The organism is Actinomycetota bacterium (genome assembly GCA_005774595.1).
Classification (GTDB): domain Bacteria; phylum Actinomycetota; class Coriobacteriia; order Anaerosomatales; family D1FN1-002; genus D1FN1-002.
Genome location: VAUM01000252.1, coordinates 1 through 2,948, shown reverse-complemented (window position 1 = coordinate 2,948; position 2,948 = coordinate 1). Strand labels below are relative to the sequence as shown.

Here is a 2,948-nt window from a genome sequence, read left to right as displayed (position 1 = left end):
CCCAGCCGGCCCGCGGGGGGGGGGCGCGGCGCAAGCGGCTGGGGGCGCGGGGGGTGCGGCGCTGGTCGAGCTCGTCGCCCCCGGCGTCGAGGGGGGCGAACGGGGCGGGGTCGACCCCGCCGTTCTCCATCATCCTGGCGGCCGCGGCACGCTCCTCGGTCCGCGGCTCGACCGAGTCCTCCGGCACCAGCCGCAGCAGCGAGCCGTCGCCGTGCAGCTCGAACACCCACTCGCCGCCCTCTTCCTCGGGACGTGAGAAGGTCAGGTAGCGGAAGCTCTCGGTGTTCAGGAACAGGCAGCCGTTGACGAGCAGCGTCGCGGACTCGTCGTCGGCCATCAGCTTGACGAGCGCGGCGGTGCCCTCGGCCATGACGACGCCGTCGACGGTGTACGTGTAGCGAAGGCCCTCGAGCGTCTCGAGGGCCCGGATCATGTCGCGGGGCTCGGTGATGGTCCCCTCGCCGATGAGGCAGGGGGCCAGGTCGCGCGGTGGTTCCATGCATCACTCCTGGAAGGCGGGGCGGCAGGGCTTGGTGTCGGGATCCGGGCACGCGCCCGGTCCTTGAGGCCGATTGTAGCATCGGCGTCGAGGGCCTCCCTGCGCCGCGGTTTGGGGTACCGTGGAGCCGAGGCGGTCACCGACATCCGGGGGGCGGCGTGAGGGTCGAGAAGGAACTGCTGAAGGCGCTGAGGAGTGCGAACCGCCCGGCTTCGGCGGCCGATGCGGCGGCCGCGCTCGGCATCACCGAGGGCCAAGCCGAGCAGGCGCTCGCCGCGCTCGCGCGCTCGGGCAACGCGGTCAAGACCCCGGACGGGCGCTACGTCGCGCTCAGACAGCGCGGCACGCTGACCGGTCGCGTCCACCTCACGCGCAAGGGGTACGGCTTCGTGACCTCGCCCGGGGGCGACGTCTACGTCCGCCGTCACGACCTCGGCGGCGCCATGCACGGCGACACCGTCGCGGTCAGGCTGCACGGCGCGCGCGGCCGGGAGGGGCTGTCGGGCGAGGTCGTGCGGATCATCGAGCGCGCCGTCACACAGGTGGTCGGGCGCTACGAGCGCCACGGCAAGCTCGGCATCGTCGTGCCGATGGACCCGCGCATCCACTCGGACCTGTTCGTGGAGCCGTCGCCCGGCGCTAGGCCCGGTGACTTCGTGGTCGCACGCATCACGCGCTACGCCACGCGCAACGAGGCGATGCAGGGCGTCGTCGACGAGGTGCTCGGCGACGCGAACACGCCCGGCATCCATGTCGAGATCGTCATCCGCGAGCACATGCTGCGCACGGCGTTCCCCGACGAGGTCGAGGCCGAGGCGGCGGCTCTGCGGCTCGACGTCGACAAGGCCCTCGCCGAGCCCGGCCGCGAGGACGTGCGCGGGCGCTTCACCGTCACCATCGACCCGGTCGACGCGAAGGACTTCGACGACGCCATCACGATCGAGCGCCGCAGCGGCGGATGGTTGCTCGGCGTGCACATCGCCGACGTGTCGCACTACGTGCCGTGGGGCTCGGCGGTCGACAACGAAGCGCGTCTGCGCGCCACCAGCGTCTACCTCGTCGACCGTGTGCTGCCGATGCTGCCCGAGGAGCTCTCGAACGGGCTGTGCTCGCTCAAGCCCGGCGAGGACCGTGTCTCGTTCTCGGTGGACCTCGAACTGGACCGCAATGGCGCCGTGCTCTCGGCGCGCGCGTACCCGTCGGTGATGCACAGCGACCGGCGTCTGACCTACGACGAGGTCCAGGGCTGGCTCGACGCCGGGACCGGCTTCCCCGACGAGCAGACCCGCATCCTGCTCACCGAGTTCCGCGCCGCAGCCGCGAAGCTGCACGAGCGGCGCGTCGCGCGCGGGGGGCTGGACTTCGACACCGTGGAGGCGAAGGTCCGCCTCGCCGAGGACGGCACTCCGCTCGAGGTCGTGCTGCGCACGCGCACCGAGGCGACCAACATGATCGAGGAGGCGATGATCGCGGCCAACGAGGCGGTCGCGCGCCTCATGCGCGACGCCGGCGCGCCGATGGTCTACCGCATCCACGAGGACCCTGACCCCGACGCCCTCGAGCAGGTCGCCGCGATCCTCAAGGAGTTCGACTACCCGATCAAGGACGTCCACGGAGCGAGCCCGCAGACGTTCCAGCGCATCGTCGCGTTCGCGCACGGCCGCGACGAGGAGACGCTCATCAACTCGCTGCTGCTCCGTGCGCTCGAGCGCGCGCGCTACGTGGACTATCTCGGCTCGCACTTCGGGCTGGCGAGCGACGCGTACACGCACTTCACGAGCCCCATCCGCCGCTACCCGGACCTCATCGTCCACCGCCTGCTGTGCGCGCAGCTCGCGGGCGCGCTCGATGAGCCGCCGACCGCGGACATGGTCCCGGAGCTCGGCTGGCTGACCGAGCACTGCTCGGCGATGGAGCGCGAGGCCGAAGCCGCCGAGAACGACTCAGTGCAGGTCAAGCTGTGCGAGATGCTCGCTCAGCAGATCGGCGAGGTGTTCGACGGCATCATCACGGGCGTGCAGACCTTCGGACTGTTCGTCCAGCTCGCCAACACCGCCGAGGGGCTCGTGCACGTCTCGACGATGGCCGATGACTACTACCGGCTCGACGCCGAGCGCTTCATGCTCGTCGGCGAGCACACCGGAGTGCAGCACCGGCTCGGCTCGCGGGTGAAGGTGCGCCTGACCTCGGTCAGCCTGGAGCAGCGGCGCGTGGACCTCGAGCTGGCGTAGGACGAGGCGGCTCAGTCGCGCGGATCCGACGCGGACGCCGGCTCGGACGCCTCGGCCACCGCGGCCTCCGCCGGCGCGCCGGCTGACCGTATCCCGGCGGCACGGGCGCGCCGCGCGCCGGCCCCCCCGGCGCGCGCCGCGGCCGCGCCGGCTCGTATTCCCCTTTCCGAGCCCACGAGACCAGGCATGCCCTCGTACGCCCTCTTCTGCTTATAAAA

At 71.8% G+C, this 2,948-nt stretch carries 2 protein-coding genes; one reads left to right on the top strand and one right to left on the bottom strand.

From position 1 onward, the window contains the following. Window positions 1-499 (bottom strand): hypothetical protein (locus FDZ70_08740; GenBank protein ID TLM71936.1); only part of this gene is annotated, 499 nt, incomplete at its 3' end. Between FDZ70_08740 and rnr the strand changes: the two genes are divergently transcribed. Beyond that, window positions 490-2,730, top strand: a complete 2,241-nt coding sequence (gene rnr, locus FDZ70_08735; protein ID TLM71935.1) for a ribonuclease R — start codon at window positions 490-492, stop codon at window positions 2,728-2,730. The two genes, FDZ70_08740 and rnr, sit on opposite strands and share 10 nt — an antisense overlap. The last annotated feature ends 218 nt before the right edge of the window (window positions 2,731-2,948 follow it).